The organism is Myroides sp. DF42-4-2 (assembly GCF_030326445.1).
In the GTDB taxonomy this organism is placed as follows: Bacteria; Bacteroidota; Bacteroidia; order Flavobacteriales; family Flavobacteriaceae; genus Flavobacterium.
This window is the reverse complement of record NZ_JACAKI010000001.1, coordinates 195687-214173: the sequence shown is the minus strand read 5'-3', so window position 1 is coordinate 214173 and position 18487 is coordinate 195687. Positions and strand designations below refer to the sequence as shown.

Genomic DNA, 18487 nt, shown 5'->3' with positions numbered 1-18487 from the left:
CATATATCGACCTAGTAGATGAATTACAAAAGCATCATAAAAACAGTAGTAATCCTAGCAAGCGTGGCTAGTTTACAATCATGTGATAAAGATTTTAGTGAAGTTGGAGGTGATATTATTGGAGACAATAATTTAAATATCGACACCTATCAGGTAAGTGATCTTACCGCTTATACCCAACCTTATGGTGCGTTGGGCACCCAAAATTTAGCTAATATGCCTTTCGGTTCCCTCGATAATGGTGAATTCGGAAGAACAAACAGCAGTTTTGTAGCCCAAGTTTTGTCCTCTGCCACCTCTTTTAATATGATGAAACCCAATGCGGTGATGGATTCTGTATACGTCTATATTCCCTACTACTCTCAGTATGATAAAGTAGAAAACGAAAAAACGTATTACAAACTATTAAACGTAGTCGGAGACGCCTCATTCAACTTGGAAGTATACGAAAACGGGTATTACTTGCACGATGTGAATCCTGGAACAGGAAAGACTTTGGACTATTTCTCTGACGCAGCAGCGCAATACGAACAGTTCAAAAAACCTACGCTCTTAAACGATTCAAAAAACATCAAGCAAAACAAAGAGTTTACCTTTACAAAAGAGAATATCATCCTCTACAAAAGAGATGAAAATGGCAACGTAGTTTCAGATGAAACAACAGGTAAACCAGTAGAATTAGAGCGATTAGCGCCTGGTTTATGGCTGGATTTGAATGCAGAATATTTCCAAAAATTCGCAGCAAGTGGCGTCAACTTAAATGATCCTTCTCAATTCAAAAACTTCTTTAGAGGGTTGTATTTCAAAGCAACTGGAAACGGCACTACCGGTGCATTAGGCTTGTTAAACCTATCGCTTGGTAAAATTGTGATTAAATACCACCAAGAAGTAGAAGAAACTGATGACGAAGGAAATCCAGTAAAGAAAAAACAACATTTAACGGCGACATTACCGTTCTCAAAAGCTGCAAATGCTGGTGAGGAAGCAACTATTTTTGGAGACAACATCAACGTTAGTTTAAACCAAAACGAAGGCAGCAACCACAATCAAGTTGGAAATAAAACAACCGGAGACGCTAAGGTATACGTCAAAGGTGGAGAAGGAAATGTAGCTGTTATTGATCTTTTCAGCAAAAACGATTTTGAAGAGTTGAAAAAATTAAGAGAACTAGATATCCTTGTCAATGACGCAATCTTAACTGTTCACGTCGACGTAGATGCAATGCCAAAAGATCAAATTCCACAGCGTTTGTACTTATACAACTATGACAATGGAACACCAGTTTCTGATTTCTTAAACGATAATTCCGCTAATTCCCTTTACAGCAAATTAGTTTATGGAGGAATTTACCAACCTGTAAACGAAGAAACCAAAGTCAAAAGCAACACCTATAAATTCAGAATTACGGAATACATTCGAGCGATTCTGAAAAATAAAGAATTAAAAAGTCCAAAATTGGCTATTGCTGCAACTTTTAACTACAATGACCTCCTTATCAACACCGTAACTAAGGGAGTCAACAGTAAATTAAAAACCGAAATAGAAAACACACCTGAAAACGTAACGTACATCCCTTCTTTATCAGCTATGCAGCCGTTAGGAACTGTGTTGTACGGAACAAATACTAGTTCTGACAAAAAAATGACACTGCAAATTTTTTATACTAAAACTAAAAACTAATTATTTATGTGTGGAATCGTTGGATACATAGGGCATAGAGATGCATACCCCGTAATCATCAAAGGACTAACTAGACTTGAATACCGCGGTTATGACAGTGCTGGGTTGGCCGTATTTGATGGAGAAACGATTAATCTTTGCAAGACAAAAGGAAAAGTTGCTGACTTAGAAGCAAAAGCTACGGATGCAATAAAAAATGGTACAATCGGAATTGGTCATACCCGTTGGGCGACACACGGAGTACCGAATGACGTAAATTCTCACCCACATTTTTCAAATTCAGGAGAATTAGTCATTATACACAATGGAATCATTGAAAATTATGATTCCCTAAAACAAGAACTCATTAAGCGCGGTTATATCTTCCATTCTGAGACAGACACAGAAGTGTTAATCAACTTAATTGAGGATGTACAAAAGACACAAAAAGTAAAACTAGGTAAAGCGGTTCAAATCGCCTTAAACCAAGTTATAGGAGCCTATGCAATTGCTGTAATGGACATCAAAAAACCCAATGAAATTGTAGCGGCTCGATTAGGTAGCCCTTTGGCAATTGGAATTGGTGAAAACGAATACTTCATTACTTCAGATGCGTCTCCATTTATCGAATATACGAATAACGCTATTTACTTAGAAGATGAAGAAATGGCTATTATTCGCTTACACAAGCCATTAACCATCCGCAAAATCAAAGATGATTCTTTGGTGGATCACTATGTACAAGAGCTACAATTAAACCTAGAGCAAATTGAGAAAAACGGGTACGATCACTTCATGTTGAAAGAGATATACGAGCAACCCGATGTTATTCTTGATACGTTCAGAGGGCGATTACTTCCAGAGCTAGGTTTGGTAAAAATGGCAGGAATAGAGGATAATTTAGATAAATTCCTCAACGCAAAGCGCATCATTATTGTTGCTTGTGGAACGTCTTGGCATGCAGGATTGGTAGCCGAATACGTCATCGAGGAATTTGCGAGAATTTCAGTTGAAGTAGAATACGCCTCTGAATTCAGATATAGAAACCCGATTATCAACAGTGATGACGTTATTATTGCTATTTCACAATCTGGTGAAACAGCGGATACCTTGGCTGCTATTAAATTAGCAAAAGCAAAAGGAGCCTTTGTATTTGGCGTTTGTAATGTAGTGGGATCTTCGATTTCAAGAGAAACACACGCGGGTGCATATACCCATGCTGGACCTGAAATTGGAGTAGCTTCAACAAAAGCATTTACCACACAAATCACCGTACTAACATTAATTGCCTTACGCTTAGCGAAAGCAAAAGGTTCTTTATCTAATTCGGAGTATTTAAAATACCTTCACGAATTAGAATTAATCCCAGAACGCGTAAAAGAAGCTTTAATTCAAAACGAGGCCGTACTAAAGATAGCAGAAGTGTACAAAGACGCGACAAACTGCTTGTATTTAGGACGAGGATACAACTATCCTGTAGCACTTGAAGGTGCGTTAAAACTAAAAGAAATATCATACATACACGCAGAAGGATATCCTGCTGCAGAGATGAAACACGGACCGATTGCCTTAATTGACGAACACATGCCTGTTATCGTAATTGCGCCGGATCAAATGCACTATGACAAAGTAGTAAGTAACATCCAAGAGATTAAGGCCCGTAATGGAAAAATCATTGCTATTGTTACTAAAGGAGACAAACAAGTGAGAGAATTAGCGGATCACGTGATTGAAGTACCAGGTATTTCTGAAGCGTTGACTCCTATTTTAACCACCATTCCACTACAATTATTGTCCTACCACATTGCGGTTTTAAGAGAGTGTAACGTTGACCAGCCTCGTAATTTAGCGAAGTCGGTAACCGTTGAATAATATAAAAATGCGACCCTTATTTGGGCTCGCATTTTTTTATACATAAATAAATTTTTAATCATTTTCATATTCAGAGAAAAAAACTATCTTTGCACTCTGAAAAAGTAGTTTTTTTCACTAAACGTAAATAGCTGTTAAATAAATACATAAGCAATGTCTAAAGTTACAGGAAAAGTTGCGCAAGTTATCGGACCAGTAGTTGATGTAGTCTTCAACACTGAGAATGCCGAACTTCCAAAAATTTATGATTCATTAGAAATCACTAAACCAGATGGTTCTAAATTAGTACTTGAAGTACAATCACACATTGGAGAAGATACAGTTCGTACAATTTCAATGGACTCAACAGACGGATTAAGTAGAGGTTACGCTGTAGCTGCTACAGGATCTCCTATCCAAGTTCCAATCGGAAAAGAGGTATTTGGTAGATTGTTTAATGTTGTTGGTGACGCTATTGATGGTTTAGGTAATTTACCTAAAGCAGGAGAAAATGGGTTACCTATCCACAGACCTGCACCAAAATTCGAAGATCTATCTACATCGACAGAAGTATTATTCACAGGAATTAAAGTAATCGACTTGATTGAGCCTTACGCAAAAGGAGGTAAAATTGGATTATTTGGTGGAGCTGGAGTAGGAAAAACGGTATTAATCCAGGAGTTGATTAACAATATCGCTAAAGGACACGGTGGACTTTCTGTATTCGCTGGAGTTGGAGAGCGTACACGTGAAGGAAATGACTTACTTCGCGAGATGTTAGAGTCTGGTATTATTAAATATGGTGATGATTTCATGCACTCTATGGAAAATGGAGGATGGGATTTATCTAAAGTAGACCGCGAATTAATGAAAGATTCTAAATGTACTTTCTTATTCGGTCAGATGAATGAACCACCAGGGGCACGTGCACGTGTTGCATTATCTGGATTAACAATTGCTGAGTTCTTCCGTGACGGTGCTGGAGACGACCAAGGAAAAGACGTACTTTTCTTCGTTGACAACATCTTCCGTTTTACACAAGCAGGTTCAGAGGTATCAGCTTTATTAGGACGTATGCCATCTGCAGTAGGATACCAACCGACATTAGCAACAGAAATGGGTGCAATGCAAGAGCGTATTACTTCAACAACAAAAGGATCAATTACTTCAGTTCAAGCGGTATACGTACCTGCGGATGACTTAACTGACCCGGCACCGGCTACAACGTTTGCCCACTTAGATGCTACTACAGTATTGTCTCGTAAGATTGCTGAGTTAGGTATTTACCCTGCGGTAGATCCATTGGATTCTACTTCTCGTATTTTATCTCCAGAAATCTTAGGTAAAGAACACTACGCTTGTGCACAACGAGTAAAAGAAATCTTACAGAAATATAAAGAATTACAAGATATCATCGCGATCCTTGGTATGGAAGAGTTATCTGAAGAAGATAAATTGGCTGTACACAGAGCACGTCGTGTTCAACGTTTCTTGTCTCAACCATTCCACGTTGCAGAACAATTTACAGGTATCCCAGGAGTTCTTGTAGACATCAAAGATACAATCAAAGGATTCAATATGATTATTGACGGTGAATTAGACCATTTACCAGAAGCAGCTTTCAACTTGAAAGGTTCAATCGAAGAAGCGATTGCAGCTGGAGAGAAAATGCTTGCTGAAGTTTAATAATCACTTAAAAAAGAACTATTATGAGATTAGAAATTGTATCACCTGAAGCTACATTATTCGCTGGAGAAGTTACTTCTGTATCGGTTCCAGGTGTTAATGGTGAGTTTCAAATGCTAAACAATCACGCGGCTATCGTTTCTTTATTAACGAAAGGCAATGTGAAGTTTACAGGAAGTAACATTTCTATTAAAGAACCATTTAATTCAAAGTTCGTTAAAGTTAGCAACGATACTTACCACTTGCCTATCACAATGGGTACAGTTGAATTAAGTGATAACAAGATTATTATTTTAGCTAATTAAGTAGCTACTAACAGATAAAAAAAGCCCGATTCTTACGAATCGGGCTTTTTTATTTATGCCCTATCAACGTACGCAAATCATATAAACAAAAAAAGCCTTACAAGAAATCTTGTAAGGCTTTTTGCTGCTCCCCCTCTTGGGCTCGAACCAAGGACCCTCTGATTAACAGTCAGATGCTCTAACCAACTGAGCTAAGGAGGAAGGTATTTTATACCTACCTAAAGGTTACACGTTTAAAGCTTTTGCTTTGCTCCCCCTCTTGGGCTCGAACCAAGGACCCTCTGATTAACAGTCAGATGCTCTAACCAACTGAGCTAAGGAGGAAGGTGTGTTACCTTTATTGCGATGCAAATATAGTGTGTTTTCTGCTTTTTACAAATATTTTCTGCAAAAAATCTAACTTTTTTCAGCTCTCTCCCTTTAATGTTGGTAGCCCTAGACGATAACGAGTTGCTATCAAACGAATTACAAAAACAGAAACTGCAGTAGAAATTTGTACAATAACCGCATCTAAGCCGATCGACTGCAACGTATAGTAGATAATTACCCCAAAAATACAAGCCAATGCATACCATTCTTGACGGAAGATCGCTGGAATTTCATTGATCAACGTATCGCGTATCATTCCGCCAACTACACCCGTAATAGTAGCCATAATAACTACAACCCAAAAGGGATAGCCCATGGCAAGGGTTTTCTCCGTTCCTACAACAACAAATAACCCCAAGCCAATACTGTCAAACCAAAGAAAGGTGTTATTTAATCGGATTAATTTCTGCGGAAAGGCAATTACGAGTATTAAAGCAATAATGGTACACCAGACATATACACTCGTCAACATCCAAAAGGGAGTGACACCAAGCAGTAAATCGCGTAGAGTTCCCCCACCCGTTGCTGTTACAAATCCGACGACAAAAGCACCAAACCAATCCACACTCTTAGCAGAGGCTAATCGGATTCCAGAGATGGCAAAGGCGATTGTTCCAAAAAATTCAATGACATCGACAAATTCTATTGTCGTCCAAAATTCCACAAAGGTGTTCACCAACTCATTCATAAACCAAAATGAAAATTACGCTATTTAATTACAACTGTTTTTTTATTGACAAAGGCCAACAAGCCTTCCTCTGACATTTCTCTTCCTATACCTGAAAATTTGGATCCACCAAAAGGCACACGAGGATCCGAAATCACCATTTCATTTATAAAAACAGCACCATCGTCAAAGTGATGGATCCAGCGTTTGAGTTCTTCAATATCTTTGCCAAAAATGGAAACCCCTAGACCAAAACGAGAATTATTACTCAACGCTACGGCTTCTGCTACTGTTTCGAATCCAACAACAAGGGCGAGTGGACCAAATGTTTCTTGGGTAAAAATGGGCATTTGATCTGTCACAGCTGTAACCACCGTGGGTTCAAACCAATTTTTATCGCGAGTACCACCACAAACTATACGAGCACCCATAGCTATGGACTCATTTAACAGGGTTTCTAGCTCAATTGCGAGGTCTTTACGCGCCATCAGCCCTATCCTAGTATCTGGATGCATTAAGTCGCCCTGAGTAAACTGCTGCGCTTCTTGTGCCAAACGAGATGTAAATTCTTCCACTAAGGAGTGGTGCACTAAGAATCGCTTGGCGGCGATGCAGCTTTGTCCTGTATTTTGAAAACGAGCATTCACGGCTATTGGAATAATCGAATCGAGATCTGCCCCCTCGGTTACGATAAACGCATTACTACCTCCCAACTCCAAGAGCACGGGTTTAATCAAGCTTCCTGCCTTTTGTGCCACTGCACTCCCCGCAGGTTCACTCCCCGTTAGTGATACTCCTTTTACTACAGGATGTGCGATCACCTCCTCTACTTCACTTCCTGAAATTCCCAAATTAAAATACACTTGCTCATACCCGTCAACTGCAAAACAAGATTCCAACGCCTGTGCTGATAAAGGCACATTACTGGCGTGCTTCAACAAGACTGTATTTCCAGCCAACAAGGTGGGAATCGCAAATCGAAACACCTGCCAAAAGGGAAAATTCCACGGCATAACACCTAAGATCACACCCATCGGGTCGTGTACTATATAGGTTTCTGACCAACGAGTTTCAATCGTTCTCCCTTGCAAAATAGCCTCCCCCTCTTCGATATAGTAGTCGATCAATGTGGCACACTTCTCCACTTCAGCGATGGATTGACTGATGGGTTTAAACATATCTTGGGTGATCATCGCACCATAGCGCGCCTTATTTGCCAAGAGTTTTTCTTTGACCTTTTCCAGATATACGATGCGATTTGCAATCGACAAACTGCGCCAATAGCCAAAGGCCTCTTGCGCTTTTTCAATGGTATTTTCAACTTCTTTTTTCATCTTAATTTTTTTTCTATCATAAATTTACAACATCAACTAAACTAATCGCATCAATCGCACAAAAAAAGACAATTTCTTTTTTTTCATTGCGCAAAACAACGGGCACACAGAAAAATATTCTGTTCTTCAAATAAAAGGGAAGAAGTGCATCTTTCAATATAAGGTTTATCTTTGCAAGAATCAAATCATACACCCATGAATAAAAATGCAAAATTACTGACGATTGGATTAATTCTCTTCGCGTTAAGCTTGATTTTAAAAGCACTTCAGATCATCAATACAACAGTGAGTACAATTGTTATATTACTTGGATTTGCTTTTATTGTCGTTTCGCTATACAACTTAGTTTTTAAGCGATTGAGAAAAAAATAATTCCTTCTGTGTAGAAGCTTTCCCTCTTCCTAATGGTACAAAAAAAACAGCAGCAAACGATTGTTTACCACTGTTTTTATACTTGTAGATCCTTGTTTAAACGAAGGAATATATTATTTCTTTAAAACTTTTGATAAGTTTTCAAGCATCACAGTTGTCATACCCGCTAGATCGTACTTGTGTTTCCAGTTCCAATCTTGTTGAGCACTGCTATCGTCTATACTTGCAGGCCAGCTATCAGCAATAGCTTGACGGAAATCAGGTTCATAGGAAATAGTAAAATCAGGAATGTGTTTTGTAATTTCTGCGGCAATTTCTTCTGGAGTGAAGGAAATTCCACCCAAATTGTAAGAAGAGCGAATTTTAACTGCTTCTTTTGGTGCTTGCATAATACCCACAGTTGCGTCTAAAGCGTCGTCCATATACATCATTGGCAATCCTGTTTTCTCAGACAAGAAACAGTTGTAATGTTGGTCTTCAATAGCTTTATAGAAAATATCAACTGCGTAATCTGTTGTTCCACCACCTGGAGGAGTTGTCCAAGAAATCAAACCAGGGTAACGGATACTGCGCACATCAACGCCGTATTTATTAAAATAGTATTCGCACCAACGCTCTCCTGTTTGCTTTGAAATACCATAAACCGTACTTGGCTCCATTACGGTGTATTGTGGCGTATTTTCTCTAGGCGTTGTAGGACCAAATACAGCAATAGAAGACGGCCAAAATATTTTTTTAATTTTACCTTCTTTCGCTAGGTTTAGGACGTGAAACAGGGAGTTCATGTTTAGATCCCAAGCAAAAGCTGGATTTTTTTCAGCTGTTGCAGACAATAAAGCGGCCATCAAATAAACTTCGTCCACTTGATGTTTCTCAATTGCTTGAGCCACTTCTTCAAACACCATCGCGTTCACAATTTCAAAGGGTCCTGAGCTCATTAATGCTTCATTTCCCTCTCTAATATCTGAGGCGATTACATTCTCATTTCCATAGATACCACGTAGCTTTAACGTAAGTTCAGAGCCAATTTGTCCACAAGCTCCAATAATTAATATTTTGGTTCCCATTTGTTTTGTATTTAGTTGCGCAAATATAGCCGTTGCCAAACAATAAATCAATGATTAAAAGCACATTTCTATGACTTTATAAATAATTTATCGTATAGAAATAAAATCCCCTCGCCATAATTCGCTATGGTTTATCGCAAAGCAAGTCGAAAAAATTCAATAACATTCGTAAATTTGAGCTTTGAAATTCAAGCATATGAAAAATATTGGGATAATTCTACTTCTAGTTGTTGGATTGAGTCTAGGCTCTTGCAAAAAGGAGATTGATCAAAGTCAGGTAGAACAAACAAAACTACAGCAGTACAACGATAGTATCTTTAGTCATTTAATGAAGGAATGGAAATTTAGAGTTCCCAAAACATCCAAAGAGTTAACTCCAATTCTAACGGATTGGAAGCCGTGGAACAACCTAATGAACGAGGTAAAATTACGCCCAGTTTCGACGATTGGCGCATTTCAGAAAAAAGCAGCTACTTTAACTGAAGTTGCACAGAATCTTACCTACCAGGCCTATCCTAGTCAATTAAATACACCCGATATTCAGGCGCGCTATACCACTTTGCTTACTTCATTTCAAAATTTGGAGATGTACATTGACTTAGATCCAATCGATGTAGAAAAAGTAGATGAATGGTTGGACCGTATTCAGATCAATATGGATGATCTGGTTCGCATGATGGAGGAAAACTTAGTGCGTCAAAATTATGCAAAACAAGCAGGTGAAGACGCCATGCTTGAGGAAATGCAACAAATGAGAAACGAAGTTCGAAATGCAAACCCTGAAGAAGAAGCACACTAATTTATGGAAATAAAACAATATTTTAATGAAGCTCTACAAACCAAACAGGTTCTACAAGATTTATTAAATAGTCGACAACACCTATTTTTCAAAGGACTAGTGGGAACAGCGCTGTCCTTTCAAATTGAAAGTTTATTTCGACAGTCCGAACTTCCTTTCTTATTGATCTTTAACGACAAAGAAGAAGCCGCATATTACCTGAACGATTTAGAACACTTGATCAACAAACAAGATGTGTTGTTCTATCCAGGGTCGTACCGTCGTCCTTATCAAATTGAAGAAACAGACAACGCCAACGTATTGTTGCGTGCAGAAGTACTCAACCGCATTAGCTCGCGCAAAAAACCCGCGATCATTGTATCCTATGCCGAGGCAATCTTTGAAAAGGTAGTTACAAAAAAAGTTTTAGAAAAAAATACCCTCAAAGTTCAAATTGGCGATCAATTGTCCATTGATTTTGTCAATGAAACCCTATTTGAATACAATTTCAAACGCGTTGATTTTGTTGCTGAACCAGGAGAATTCTCCGTTAGAGGGGGTATTATAGACGTATTTTCATTCTCTAATGACCATCCGTATCGCCTTGAATTTTTTGGTAATGAAATCGACAGTATACGAACGTTTGATGTGGAAACACAACTTTCAGTAGACAAACAGAAAAAGATCACCATTATTCCCAATGTGGAAAATAAATTTACGGCTGAAACCAGAGAGAGCTTCTTAGAGTACATTGCTGAAAAAACGGTAATTCTCGCTCAAAACACTGCATTTATTGTGGATCAGTTGAACCGAAATTTTGAAAAGGCAGGGGCTATTTTTGAAAAGTTAAACAAGGACCTACAGTATTCGAATCCCGATCAGATGTTTTTAAAGGGGGACGTTTTCGTACATCAAGCAGCGCTATTCAACTATATTGAGCTTACCGATAGTTCGTATATAAGCCCGAGTAAAACATATGTTTTCCACACCAAACCTCAGCCGTCATTCAACAAGCAGTTCGACTTATTGGTGCGCAATTTAAATGATAATTCCGATGCGGGATACACCAATTATTTATTCTGTGCGAACGAAAACCAAGCACGTCGATTCAAAGATATTTTTGATGCTATTCGCGATGAAAATCAAAACCAAGTCGTGCAGCAATACAAAACTGTCGTTAGCCCGATATACGAGGGGTTTATTGATGAAGAGAAACAAATTGCCTGTTATACGGACCATCAAATTTTCGAACGCTACCACAAATTTACCCTTAAAAACGGTTATACGAAGAAGCAAACCATCACCCTAAAAGAGATCAACTCTTTGAGTGTTGGAGACTATGTGACACATATCGACCATGGAATTGGGAAGTTTGGAGGTTTACAGAAGATTCAAGTCGAAGGAAAAACCCAAGAAGCGATAAAATTAGTTTACGCAGACAACGATATAGTGTATGTGAGTATTCACTCCCTACACAAAATAGCCAAGTACAATGGCAAAGATGGAGCCGTACCCAAAATACACAAGCTGGGTTCATCTGCTTGGAAAAATTTAAAGACAAAAACCAAAGCTCGCGTAAAACACATAGCGTTTAACTTGATTCAGCTTTATGCTAAGCGAAGAACGCAAAAAGGATTTGCTTGTGCACCAGACAGCTACCTTCAACACGAATTAGAGAGTTCTTTTATATACGAAGATACGCCTGACCAATTAAAAGCTACACAAGAAGTAAAAGCCGATATGGAGTTGGAGCGCCCTATGGATCGCTTAGTATGTGGGGATGTAGGTTTTGGGAAGACGGAAGTTGCCATTCGAGCGGCCTTTAAAATGGTTGACAACGGCAAACAAGTAGCGGTCCTCGTTCCAACGACGATATTGGCATTCCAGCACTTCAAGACCTTCTCTGAACGTCTAAAGGATATGCCTGTGCGGGTGAGTTACTTGAACCGATTTAGAACGGCCAAGCAAAAAAGCGATATTTTGCGCGATTTGGAAGCCGGTCAAATCGACATTCTCATTGGAACCCATCAATTAGTAAATAAAAACGTAATTTTTAAGGATTTAGGCTTGCTCATCATTGATGAGGAACAGAAATTTGGGGTAGCCGTAAAAGACAAATTAAAAACGATTGCCGAAAATGTAGACACCCTTACCTTAACGGCAACGCCAATTCCGAGAACCTTGCAATTCTCGCTCATGGCGGCTCGTGATTTATCAGTCATTACAACGCCTCCACCCAATCGATACCCGATAGAAACCAATGTAGTTGGTTTTAATGAAGAAGTGATTCGCGATGCAGTTGCCTACGAAATAGAACGCGGCGGACAAGTGTATTTCATCAACAATCGCATTGAGAACATACGCGAAGTTGCGGGTATGATTCAGCGCCTAGTTCCCGATGCTAAAGTTGGAGTGGGACACGGTCAAATGGATGGCAAAAAATTAGAGGAACTCATGCTCGCTTTTATGGATGGTGAGTTTGACGTACTGGTGGCAACGACCATTATTGAAAGTGGTTTAGACGTACCCAATGCCAATACAATTCTAATCAACAACGCCAATAATTTTGGCTTATCCGACTTGCATCAAATGCGCGGCCGCGTAGGTCGAAGCAATAAAAAAGCGTTTTGTTATTTCATATGCCCGCCTTATTCTGTGATGACAGAGGAAGCACGCAAACGCATCCATGCGTTAGAACAATTCAGCGACCTAGGCAGTGGTTTTAACATCGCTATGAAAGACTTAGAAATCCGCGGTGCGGGGGATATACTAGGTGGAGAACAAAGTGGTTTTATCAATGAAATTGGCTTTGAAACTTACCAAAAAATTATGCAAGAAGCGATCGAGGAATTGAAAGAAAATGAATTCAAAGACCTCTATGCTGAAGAATCCAAAGAAGAGAAGAAAGTATTTGTCCGCGATTGTCAGATCGATACGGATTTCGAAATCCTATTCCCAGATGAATACGTCAACAATATTACTGAGCGCTTAAATCTTTACAATGAATTAAGTGTTATCACCACAGAAACGGGCTTACAAGAGTACGAACAACGCCTCATTGACCGTTTTGGTCCCCTACCAAGACAAGCTATTGCTCTTTTAGACAGTTTGCGCATCAAATGGCATGCTAGTAACCTCGGGATTGAAAAAGTGATTCTAAAGCAAGGAAAAATGGTTTGCTATTTTATCGGTGACCAAAAATCGGAGTTCTTTACATCGCCAAAGTTCAGACAAGTATTGACCTTTGTGCAACAGCGCTCGCACTTGTGTAAAATGCGTGAAAAAGAAACGAAAAATGGCTTGCGCCTCATGCTTACTTTTGATCAAGTAAAATCAGTTAAAAAAGCCCTAGAGTATTTAGCTGGAATTGATTTGATGTGATAAGTAGTGTGGTTTGTCCTTTGCGCGATTTGGCTTTTGGCTTTCGTGTAAACTGTGAACTGTAAATCTATAAAAAAAGCCAGCTCGATGAGCTGGCTTTTTTATTAATATCCGAATAAGTCTTCTAAAGTTAATTCTTTGATTGTACCGAATTTTTTAACGGCTTCCCAATCTAAGTTTTCTTTCTTACCTATAAGACCTACGTTAAACGTTTTTCCTTTTACGTGTTGGTTAAAGAAGTTTACCAAGTCCGTCATTTGCATGTCTTGGGTTTGTTTGTAGATATCTTTGTTGATATCATAGTCAATGCCTCTTTCTTGCAATCCTAACCAGTAGTAAAAAATTTGCGCCTTTGTATAACGCTGTGTAGCGATATTTTTCAACGCTGAATTTTTCGCATTTTCGAACTGATTTTGTGCCTGTGGCATATCATTCATCAAGTCCATCATCGCATCAACGGCTTGTGGCAATTTGTTTGCTTGTGTACCAACATAAGCCATTACATAGTTGTATCTATCCAATTTACCTGCATTGGCATATGCTGCATAAGCAGAGTAAGCCAATGATTTTGACTCTCTAATTTCTTGGAACACAACAGATGCCATTCCTCCACCGAAGTAGCTATTAAACACACTTGAAGTGGCTAATAAATCTTTGTTGAATTTAGATTCTCTACCACGGTAAGAAATTTCTGCTTGTACCATATCATAAGGAGCAAAGTAAACCGTTCCGTCTGTAGCTGGTTCAGCGTATACTTTCTTCACAGGCGGTGTTTTTCCTTTTCCTAAGTTGTGCGTAGACGTAATTGCTTTTTTCACTGTAGCTAAATCATTTCCGTAGTAAAATACTTCTTGATTATAGTCGAAGAAATTGTGTAATAAGCCTACTAATTCTGTTGGCTTGATCGCTTTCAATTCTTCTTCGCTCAAAATATCTTTGAATCGGCTCAATTGATTTCCAGATACAATATAGCTGTTCAACGCACGTTGAATTCCCCCTTTACTCGATTTCGCATCAAAACGAGATTTCAGGATTTGGTCTACTAAATTATCGTATGCTGCTTGATCTGCTTTCGCATCTGTTACTAAATGCTCTAACAATTTAATTCCTGCAGGGATATTTTCTTTTAGTCCCGAGATCGTAATATACGACTTGTCGATTCCTGTATTCAATGAATAATCCACTCCTAATTTGTAGAATTCCTTGCGAATATCTGCTGGAGAATACGTATTGGTACCGATGTAGTCTAAATACTCTAGCGCTAGGTTCAATTTCTTATCGTGATCTGATCCAACAGGTGTTATATACGTAACAGTAGCCAAGTCGTTGGTTACATTTTCAATGCTGTATAATGTAGTATTGATCTTGCCTATTTTCTCTTTTTTCAACGCTTTATTGAAATCGATAAATTCGGGTTGAATATCTTTAACGGCAACTTGATTTAACGCTTTATAGAACTCAGATTCACTATCTCTATTTAGGTCGATTGGCGTGATACCTGGATTTTCAACGCGAACTAAGTCTTTGTTTTCGCCTTGACGTTTGTAAACTATAGCGTAGTTATCTTTATAGTTTTCATTGGCAAAACGGATGATGTCAGCTTTGGTAATACGTTCCATGCGGTCAATTTCACTAACTGCTTCTTCCCATGTTCTTCCATGGATAAATGCTTGGTACATTTCACTTGCCATTGCATCGTTATCCTCCAGTGCTGCCATAGAGTTCTTTCTCAACTCATTGATTACCGCTTGTAACAACCACTCGTCAAATTCACCTGCTTTAATTTTCTCGATTTGCTCTAATAGGATGTCTCTCACTTCTTCTAGGGTTTGTCCTTCATTGGGCATACCTGTTAATTGGTGAACTGAGTAATCCTTCATAATCATCGGAGAACTTCCAGCATATAATGTTTTTTGTTTTTGGTTGATATCTAAGTCGATCAACCCAGCTTGACCGTTGCTCAATAACATATCAATCATCGCTACATACAGGGCATCTTGTGTTTTTGCACCTCCTAAGCGGAATCCCATTTCTACGCGTTCTGCCTGTGGGCTAAATACTTCCGCAGATTTAATTCCCGTAATCGGTTGTTCCACAGCCACATATTCCTTCGGCTGTGCTCCTTTTTTCATAGAACCGAAATACGTATTGACCAGTTGAATTGTTTCATCAAATTGGATATCCCCTACTAAAACAATCGCAATATTATTTGGTACATAATATTGATCGAAATAGTTGTGAATCGCAACCATAGAAGGGTTCTTCAAGTGCTCAGACGTACCGATAGTCGTTTGTGTACCATAATGTGTTGTTGGAAACAACAACGTCATCATTTTTTCGTGAGACGCCCAAAAATCGTTGTCTTGACCACGGTTAAACTCCTCGTATACCGCCTCTAATTCCGTGTGGAATAAACGCAAAACTAGTTGAGAAAAACGCTCTTTTTCAATGATTAAGAATTTCTCTAACTCATTAGAAGGGATCACGTTTTTATATACTGTTTCATCAAACCACGTATGTGCATTCGTTCCTGTTGCACCAATAGAAGCAACTGACTTGTCGTACTCATTTGCAACAGCGTATTGAGAAGCTTCTTTGGAAATTTCGTCAATGCGCTTATAAAGTGCTTTTTTCTTTTCTGGATTTGTTTCGTTTTTATGTTGCTCGTACAAATCGGAGATTTGCTTAATCAGGGCTTGCTCTACCTCCCAATTAATTGTTCCTAATTTAGATGTTCCTTTGAACAACATATGCTCCAAGTAGTGAGCTAATCCTGTATTGTCTTCAGGATCATTGTTTGATCCCGTACGCACTGGAATATAAGTTTGGATTCTTGGCTCATCGTGATTTTGTGCTAAATAAACCTTTAATCCATTATTTAATGTGTAAATTCTAGCCTTTGCTGGATCGTTTTCTACGTATTCGTAGGTGAATCCCTGAGCATCCGTTTTTGTAAGCGTTTTATATTGAGCGTGTAAAACTCCACTCATAGAAAATATAAAACCTAACAAGAGGTGTCTTTTTTTCATAAATAGAACATTTTGTATGTCCAAAGCTAAACATAATTCTTATTTATCAAACAAAAATTACGTATGGATAAAAAAGAAAACGTCCTAAGTTTGTATACTTAGGACGTTTTTTATTGGTGTACTATTTAATAGCTTCGTAAATTGGTGTTCCAATGTTCCCATTGGGAAATTCAATTTTTAAGATTTGCGCAAGGGTAGGCGCTATATCTGTCATATGGGTCTGACGGGTTGTTTTTCCTGGTTTCACCCCCCATCCTAAGAATACAGCAGGAATATGAGCATCATATGAATTCCAACTTCCATGTGTTGTTCCCTTTCCATCTTGTACTCCACTAAACCATTGAGGTTCAAGGATAATTTGAATGGCTCCACTGCGCTTGTAGTTATATCCATTGACAATGCGTTCACGTAACATCTGTGGTACTGCCGCTGTAGCAGCGTCTTGCATATCCACAACAAAAGCTACGCCATCTAATTTTCTCAACTCCTTCATCGCCATCTCAATAACATCCTCCTCTTCAATATCATTCGCCTCAATAGCTTCATAATTTAAGTGTACTTGGTAGTTTGACAGACTTCTTACCAATCCTGCCACACCAAATTTCCCCTCTAATTTTGCATTTAAATCTTTGCGAATAACTTTCGTATCAAAGTATCCTGAATTTCCTTTTTGATCGGCAAAGAACTTTGGATTATGAGCTGCTCCGTGATCTGCGCTCAAAAACAAGGTGTAATTTCCCTTTCCAACTGTTTGATCTAAATACGCTAAAAAATCAGCAATATCGCGGTCTAAACGCAAGTAAGTATCTTCAATTTCAATGGAATTAATCGCAAATTGGTGTCCGATATAATCAGTTGATGATAAGCTCACCGCTAAGAAATCTGTTACGTTTGCTGGATTATTTCCTAACTTTTCACTATCAATAGCGCGTTTAGCAAAATCAAGCGTTAACGTATTTCCCTGTGGAGTACTCTTGATTAGTTCATAGCCATTGTCCTTTTTCAATTTTACTAAATCACGGGGAAATGTCGGTGCTTTCTCTCCTTTGAAAGGCTCTTCATATACATTGTCATCCGCTGTACTCAACGCATAGGTTTGTATAGGATACAGTGTATTCCACCCTTCTTTATAGTATTTATCTACTAATTTTTCCTTATTGAATCCCTTTACCCAAGTAGGCAAATCATTCATATAGTACGTACTCGTAATCCAGTTTCCTGTTTTGCCGTCTAACCAATAGGCAGCATTGGCAAAATGACCTGCGGGTAAAATTCCACCGCGATCTTTAATTGCAATTCCAATTACTTTAGATTGAAAATTAGTCGCTAATTTTAGCTGATCGGTAACAGTTGATACTAAGAGATTTTTAGGAGATTGTTGTCCTACTTTACCCTCGCCACCAACGGCTTGCACACTGTCATCTTGTGTACAGTACATCGGCTGTCCTGTCGCTTGGATGATAAAATCATTTCCTGCAATTCCATGAATCGCTGGTACACTCCCTGTATAAATGGTACTGTGTCCGATTGCAGTATAGGTAGGGACATAATCTATTAAAGTATTTTCACTTGAAAAACCTTCGTTTAGCAAGCGTTTGAATCCCTGATCACTATAGCGGTCGTAGTAACGATAGAGGTAATCCCATCTCATTTGATCCACTACAAGCCCCACTACTAACTTTGGTTTCTCTAGCTTCTCACTTGCAAAAATAGCCAGTGAAAATAAGCAGCTTAACGCTGTAATTACAGTTGATTTAACGTTCATTGTACTTCTTTTATTTGGGTGTTATTTAAGTAATTAAAAAGGTATAACAAAGCTATAAAAGTCATTTAACATAGAAAATAGTCTCTGTCTTAAAGTTTGCTACTCGATTTAACGAGCGCAAATCCATCAATTTTGACAAATAAAGTCTATTTGCACTAATTTCATATTACCTCAACATTAAATATGCATAATTATTCCTTTTATAGAAATAGTAAAGCTTCCGT

12 protein-coding genes and 2 tRNA genes are annotated in these 18487 nt (G+C 38.5%); 7 read left to right on the top strand and 7 right to left on the bottom strand.

Features of this window, described 5'->3' with window-relative positions; translation table 11 throughout:
- Window positions 1–18 precede the first annotated feature (18 nt).
- The 4 genes from bamH to HX062_RS00905 all read left to right on the top strand — a co-directional run bounded on the left by bamH (window position 19) and on the right by HX062_RS00905 (window position 5501).
- Entirely contained in the window at window positions 19–1680 is a 1662-nt protein-coding gene (gene bamH / locus HX062_RS00920; protein WP_286465956.1) for a BamH family beta-barrel-assembly machinery protein, read from the top strand.
- Between the two features lie 6 nt (window positions 1681–1686).
- The gene (gene glmS, locus HX062_RS00915) at window positions 1687–3531 is read left to right on the top strand and encodes a glutamine--fructose-6-phosphate transaminase (isomerizing) (RefSeq protein ID WP_286465954.1); all 1845 of its coding nucleotides are present in this window, start codon (window positions 1687–1689) and stop codon (window positions 3529–3531) included.
- Window positions 3532–3684: 153 nt separating this feature from the next.
- Window positions 3685–5196, top strand: coding sequence for a F0F1 ATP synthase subunit beta (gene atpD, locus HX062_RS00910; protein ID WP_182628708.1), 1512 nt, complete (start codon window positions 3685–3687; stop codon window positions 5194–5196).
- A gap of 23 nt (window positions 5197–5219) precedes the next feature.
- The gene (locus tag HX062_RS00905; RefSeq protein ID WP_182628707.1) at window positions 5220–5501 is read left to right on the top strand and encodes a F0F1 ATP synthase subunit delta/epsilon; all 282 of its coding nucleotides are present in this window, start codon (window positions 5220–5222) and stop codon (window positions 5499–5501) included.
- Window positions 5502–5628: 127 nt separating this feature from the next.
- Here HX062_RS00905 and HX062_RS00900 read toward each other — a convergent pair.
- From HX062_RS00900 to HX062_RS00885, 4 genes are all read right to left on the bottom strand, one after another.
- Window positions 5629–5702 (bottom strand) — tRNA-Asn (locus HX062_RS00900).
- Between the two features lie 49 nt (window positions 5703–5751).
- Window positions 5752–5825 (bottom strand) — tRNA-Asn (locus HX062_RS00895).
- Between the two features lie 82 nt (window positions 5826–5907).
- Window positions 5908–6558, bottom strand: a complete 651-nt coding sequence (locus HX062_RS00890; protein WP_182625812.1) for a trimeric intracellular cation channel family protein — start codon at window positions 6556–6558, stop codon at window positions 5908–5910.
- A 20-nt stretch (window positions 6559–6578) separates the two neighbouring features.
- Complete coding sequence (locus HX062_RS00885; protein WP_286465952.1) at window positions 6579–7871, bottom strand: aldehyde dehydrogenase family protein; 1293 nt, start codon at window positions 7869–7871, stop codon at window positions 6579–6581.
- A gap of 195 nt (window positions 7872–8066) precedes the next feature.
- On the opposite strand from HX062_RS00885, the gene HX062_RS00880 reads away from it, so the two are divergent.
- Entirely contained in the window at window positions 8067–8243 is a 177-nt protein-coding gene (locus tag HX062_RS00880; protein ID WP_182625814.1) for a hypothetical protein, read from the top strand.
- Between the two features lie 113 nt (window positions 8244–8356).
- Here HX062_RS00880 and HX062_RS00875 read toward each other — a convergent pair whose 3' ends face one another.
- Window positions 8357–9310: an NAD-dependent epimerase/dehydratase family protein gene (locus tag HX062_RS00875; RefSeq protein WP_182625815.1), complete on the bottom strand. Its 954-nt coding sequence runs from the start codon at window positions 9308–9310 to the stop codon at window positions 8357–8359.
- A 196-nt stretch (window positions 9311–9506) separates the two neighbouring features.
- Here HX062_RS00875 and HX062_RS00870 point away from each other — a divergent pair, with 196 nt between their 5' ends.
- Both HX062_RS00870 and mfd read left to right on the top strand, forming a co-directional pair.
- Window positions 9507–10109 carry a hypothetical protein gene (locus tag HX062_RS00870; protein WP_182625816.1) on the top strand — a complete coding sequence of 201 codons (603 nt, stop codon included), beginning with the start codon at window positions 9507–9509 and terminating at the stop codon, window positions 10107–10109.
- 3 nt (window positions 10110–10112) lie between these two features.
- Window positions 10113–13469, top strand: coding sequence for a transcription-repair coupling factor (gene mfd / locus HX062_RS00865; RefSeq protein WP_286465949.1), 3357 nt, complete (start codon window positions 10113–10115; stop codon window positions 13467–13469).
- Window positions 13470–13573: 104 nt separating this feature from the next.
- On the opposite strand, the gene HX062_RS00860 is transcribed toward mfd, so the two are convergent.
- Window positions 13574–16498 carry a M16 family metallopeptidase gene (locus HX062_RS00860; RefSeq protein ID WP_286465948.1) on the bottom strand — a complete coding sequence of 975 codons (2925 nt, stop codon included), beginning with the start codon at window positions 16496–16498 and terminating at the stop codon, window positions 13574–13576.
- 121 nt (window positions 16499–16619) lie between these two features.
- On the bottom strand, window positions 16620–18263 hold the full coding sequence (gene pafA, locus HX062_RS00855) for an alkaline phosphatase PafA (RefSeq protein WP_286465946.1): 1644 nt from the start codon (window positions 18261–18263) through the stop codon (window positions 16620–16622).
- Window positions 18264–18487 lie beyond the last annotated feature (224 nt).